Origin of the sequence: Streptomyces sp. NPDC002130 (genome assembly GCF_040296465.1) — a bacterium.
Lineage (GTDB): Bacteria > Actinomycetota > Actinomycetes > Streptomycetales > Streptomycetaceae > Streptomyces.
In genome coordinates this window covers 1-4,963 of sequence record NZ_JBEOXI010000401.1, presented here as the reverse complement: position 1 = coordinate 4,963, position 4,963 = coordinate 1, and the positions used below count along the sequence as shown (strand labels likewise).

General features: G+C 64.7%; 5 protein-coding genes. All 5 read right to left on the bottom strand.

The genetic code is table 11. The features are described 5' to 3' along the window. A partial coding sequence (locus ABT116_RS39555; protein ID WP_351644617.1) for a Clp protease N-terminal domain-containing protein occupies positions 1-1,335 on the bottom strand: 1,335 nt, incomplete at its 3' end. Continuing rightward, on the bottom strand, positions 1,317-1,646 hold the full coding sequence (locus tag ABT116_RS39550; RefSeq protein WP_003942652.1) for a chaperone modulator CbpM: 330 nt from the start codon (positions 1,644-1,646) through the stop codon (positions 1,317-1,319). The genes ABT116_RS39555 and ABT116_RS39550, both read right to left, overlap by 19 nt. Continuing rightward, the gene (locus tag ABT116_RS39545) at positions 1,643-2,548 is read right to left on the bottom strand and encodes a DnaJ C-terminal domain-containing protein (protein ID WP_351644610.1); all 906 of its coding nucleotides are present in this window, start codon (positions 2,546-2,548) and stop codon (positions 1,643-1,645) included. The genes ABT116_RS39550 and ABT116_RS39545 overlap by 4 nt, the downstream gene beginning before the upstream one ends. 6 nt (positions 2,549-2,554) lie before the next feature. Then, a complete protein-coding gene (locus ABT116_RS39540; RefSeq protein ID WP_042926710.1) occupies positions 2,555-3,079 on the bottom strand; it encodes a nucleotide exchange factor GrpE in 525 nt (174 codons plus the stop codon). Positions 3,080-3,087: 8 nt separating this feature from the next. Continuing rightward, on the bottom strand, positions 3,088-4,941 hold the full coding sequence (gene dnaK / locus ABT116_RS39535) for a molecular chaperone DnaK (protein ID WP_351644621.1): 1,854 nt from the start codon (positions 4,939-4,941) through the stop codon (positions 3,088-3,090). Positions 4,942-4,963: the final 22 nt, after the last annotated feature.

Genomic DNA, 4,963 nt, shown 5'->3' with positions numbered 1-4,963 from the left:
CTTGCTGGCCGCGTCCGTTTCCTTGGACAGTGCGGCCTCTTCGATCTCCAGACGGGTCACCTTCCGGGTGAGCTCGTCGAGTTCGGCAGGCATCGAATCGATTTCGGTGCGGAGCCGAGCGCATGCCTCGTCTACGAGATCGATCGCCTTGTCCGGAAGGAAGCGGTCGGTGATGTACCGGTGCGAGAGGGTCACGGCGGCCACCAATGCACCGTCTTGAATTTTCACGCCATGGAACACCTCGAGGCGTTCTCGAAGTCCGCGCAGAATCGAGATCGCATCCTCGGCACTGGGCTCGTCGACGAGAACGGTCTGGAATCGACGCTCCAGTGCCGCATCGGATTCGATGTGCTTGCGATACTCGTCGAGAGTGGTGGCACCGATCATGTGCAGTTCGCCGCGTGCGAGCATCGGTTTGAGCATGTTGCCGGCGTCGAGAGACCCCTCGCCGCCGACCGAGCCCGCTCCGACCACGGTATGCAACTCGTCGACGAACAACAGGATGCGCCCCTCGGCAGCCTTCACCTCGGACAGCACGGCCTGCAGTCGCTCCTCGAACTCGCCGCGGTACTTCGCACCGGCCACCAGAGAACCCATGTCGAGCGAGAAGATCGTCTTGTCGCGTAGGCCCTCGGGCACGTCGCCGCGGACGATCCGCTGGGCGAGACCCTCGACAATCGCAGTCTTACCTACACCGGGGTCGCCGATCAGCACCGGGTTGTTCTTCGTTTTCCGGCTCAAGATCTGAGTTACCCTGCGGATCTCGGCATCTCGGCCGATGACCGGATCGAGTTTGCCTGCCCGCCCCTCGGAGACGAGGTCGCGCCCGTACTTCTCCAATGCCTCGTACGCCCCCTCCGGGGTGGCCGAGGTGACACGCTGATTGCCGCGCACCTTCGTCAGCGCTGTGAGGAAGGCGTCTCGTGTGACCCCGTGACTGGCGAGGACCCGACCGGCCGCGCTGGCCGATCCTTCCTCGGAGAGGGCCATCACGAGATGCTCCACCGACACGTAGGAATCCTTGAGTCGCTTCGCCTCCCGCTCTGCGGCGTCGAGCAGCTTGGCCAGGCGCTGGGTGATCGTCACCTGACCGGGTGTCGCGCCGGGGCCGCTGACCTTCGGCCTACGCGACAGTTCACGATCCAGATCGGATCGCAGGGCATCGACGTTCGCGCCGGCCTGTTCGAGCAGTCGGGGTACCAACCCATCCTGCTGATCGACCAACGCGAGCAGCAGGTGCTCTCCGTCGACCTCGGTGTGGCCCATTCTGGTCGCGACGTTCTGGGCTTCCTGCAGGGCTTCTCGTGACTTTTCAGTCAGGCTGCCGGTGTCCATGGGGGTGTCCTCCTTCTGCGGGAAGCTGCTTCGAGTTTCTCGATTCGATCCAGCAGATCGAGCACGAGCCCGATTGCCGAGTAGTTCAGGCCCAGGCCGGTCCGCAGCCGTTGGATGCGGGCGGCGTGGACCACTTCGGATGGTTCGAACGACATCTCTCCGCCGGCGTAGCGGTGGGCGTCGAGCAGTCCGAGAGCCACAAGCTTTCGTGCCAGGTCGGGGTGCAGCCCGGTACGTTCGGCGAAGGCATCCGGCGACAAACCGGCACGGCGAACCAATACGTACTGAGTGACCGGCGTTGGGGTGCTCATGTCTCTTTCCTCGGATCGAAGTTCGATTCGGCGCCCAACTGCTCGAACAGCTCGCGTTCACGTGCTGTCGGTTTCGACGGAACCATCACCTTGATTTCGGCGTAGAGGTTGCCGTTGGCGCCCCGCGGATTCGGCATTCCCTCTCCGCGCAGGCGCAGCTTCCTACCAGTCGACGAGCCCGGCACCACTTTGACTTTCGCCTCGCCACCCGGGGTGGGAACGACGACTGTCGACCCGAGAACCGCCTCCCATGGCGATACGGGCAGATCGACGTAGATGTCCCGACCCTGCACGCGGAACCGTGAATGCGGCTTGATCCGCACCACGAGGTACAGATCCCCAGGCGGCGCGTCACCGTTGCCCCGGCCTCCTTGCCCGGCCAACCGGATTCGCTGGCCGTCCAGGACACCGGCCGGAATGTCGACGTCATACTGCCGTCCGTCCAGTCTGAGAGTGCGTTTTCCGCCCTGATAGGCCTCTTCCAGCGCCAGTTCCAGTTCGGCCTCCTGATCGGCGCCGGGAATCGGTCCGAACCCACCGCCTCCGCCGAACATCTGCCCGAAGAGGTCTTCGAAGTCGACGGCACCCTCACCGCCGACACCGTGGCCGAAGTGCACCCTTCTCCCGCCACCGCCGTACCCGGCGGCGTTTGCCCGCACCCGTTCGTCGTAATCCTCGGGTACATGCCGGAAGTCGTCACCGAATCGGTCGTAGCGTTTCCGGGTGTCCGTGTCGGACAACACCTGATAGGCCTCGTTGGCCTCCTTGAACCTGTCCTCCGCAGTGGGATCCTTGTTCACATCGGGGTGGTACTTGCGGGCCAGCTTGCGGTACGCCTGCTGAATTTCGTCGGTGCCGGCGCCCCGCGGGACCCCGAGTACTTCGTAGTAGTCACGGGCCATCGGTGCTCACCCCTCGGGGCGGCTGACGACCACCGCGGCGGGCCGCAACTGTCGCCCGTCCTCTCCATAACCCGGGCGCAAGACCTCGACCACGGTCCCGGACGGAAGGTCGGGTCGGGTTACCACACTGACCACTTCATGGAGCTCCGGGGAGAACGGCACACCGACCTCGTCGTGGCGCTCGAAGCCGAACCGTGAGAGCACCTGTACCGCCTGATCCCGGATCGCCTTCACACCCTCGACGACGGCCTGCGGATCGCTGCCCGCATGGGCCAGCGCAAGCTCCAAATTGTCCAGTACCGGCAGCCACGCCGCCGAAACCTTCGCTACTTCCGCGGCGCGTTCACGGTCCAGATCTTTGGCGTATCGCTTGCGCAGGTTGTCCAGATCTGCGACGGCCCTGCGCCAACGGTCCTCGAGTTGAGACAGCTCGTCTGCCGTCTCGGCGCGATCGGACTCGGTCTTGCTTTGATCCGTGTCGGCGCTGTTGGTAGTCGGCTCAGTCGTCGAATGATCTGCAGACATTTCCATCGTGCGCCTCAGCTTCGATCGAATTCGGCGTCGATCACGTCGTCGTCATCCGACGACGCAGCATCAGCGCCGCCTGCTTGCCCGTCGTCCGACTGGTCCGGCACAAGTCCGTAGAGCAGCTGTTGCAGCTCCGAGGTGAGTGGCTGAACCTCCGCGGGTGAAGCACCGTCTTTGACCGCCTTCCTGGCGTCGGCGATCAGCATCTCGGCCCGCGCCTTCTCATGCGGCGGGGCACTGTCACCGAGTTCGGCGAGTCGCCGTTCCACTTGATAGGCAACCGAATCGAGCGCGTTGCGTGCGTCGACCGCCTTGCGCAGCGCCTCGTCCTCACCCCGGTTCCGTTCGGCCTCTGCCAGCATGCGCTCGACGTCACTCTGGTCCAGGTTGCCCTGTTCACTGATCGTGATGCTCTGTTCCTTGCCGGTGTCCTTGTCGCGGGCGGTGACGTTCAGGATGCCGTTGGCGTCGATATCGAAAGTGACTTCGACTTGGGCCTCGCCACGTGGCGCGGGGCGGATGTCTTCCAGCCGGAACCGGCCGAGCACCCGGTTGTCGGCCGCACGTTCGCGTTCGCCCTGCAGCACCACGACGTCCACGGCGGACTGATTGTCTTCCGCCGTGGAGAACACTTCGCTGCGCCGTGCCGGGATCGTCGTGTTGCGCTCGATGATCTTGGTCATCACCCCGCCCTGCGTCTCGACGCCGAGGGACAGCGGGGTGACATCGAGCAACAGCACATCGGAGACCTCGCCTTTGAGCACGCCCGCCTGGACTGCGGCTCCGAGGGCAACGACCTCGTCCGGGTTGACGCCCATGTGGGGGTCCTTGCCGCCGGTGAGCCGGCGAACCAGCGCCTGCACCGCAGGAATACGTGTCGAACCACCGACCAGGATCACCTCGTCGATGTCGTTGGCGGTGACCTTGGCGTCACTCATCGCCTGCTTCACGGGGTCGAGGCAGCGTTCCACCAGATCGGCAGTCAAATCCTCGAACTTCGATCGCATGATCGTGGTGGTGAGGTGCTTGGGACCGTTCGCGTCAGCGGTGACGAAAGGCAGGTTTACCTGGGCCTGGGTCACCGAGGACAACTCGACCTTGGCTTTCTCCGCGGCCTCGAAGAGGCGCTGCAATGCCTGCGCATCCTTGCGCAGATCGATGTTCTCCGCGCGCTGGAATTCGTCGGCGAGGTAGTCCACCAGGCGTCGGTCGAAGTCGTCGCCGCCGAGGTGGGAGTCGCCGGCCGTGGAACGAACCTCGACCACTCCCTCGCCGACATCGAGCAGGCTCACATCGAAGGTTCCGCCGCCGAGGTCGAAGACCAGTACGGTTTCGTGGGTCTGTTTGTCCATGCCGTACGCGAGTGCCGCAGCGGTCGGCTCGTTGATGATCCGCAGAACCTCGAGGCCCGCGATCCGGCCGGCGTCTTTGGTGGCGTTTCGTTGCGCGTCGTTGAAGTAGGCCGGAACGGTGATGACCGCTTCCTTGACCTTCTCACCGAGGAACTTGCTCGCGTCGTCGACGAGCTTGCGCAGCACGAGGGCACTGATCTCCTCCGGTGCGTATTTCTTGCCGCGCACGTCGAAGCGGGCCTCACCGTTGTCACCCGGCACGACGTCGAAGCTGACCGCTTTGGCTTCCTCGGAGATCTCGTCGTAGTGACGTCCGATGAAGCGTTTCGCCGAGTAGATCGTGCCCTTCGGATTCAAGATCGCCTGCCGTCGGGCAAGCTGACCCACCAGGCGCTCGCCGCTCTCGGTGAACGCCACCACCGACGGCGTCGTCCGCGCTCCCTCGACATTGGAGATCACCACCGAGACATACGCCGCGACCGTGCCGGCCTCCGCCAACTCGGGCAGCTCCAGCGCCCGCCCGGCCAGCGCGGCC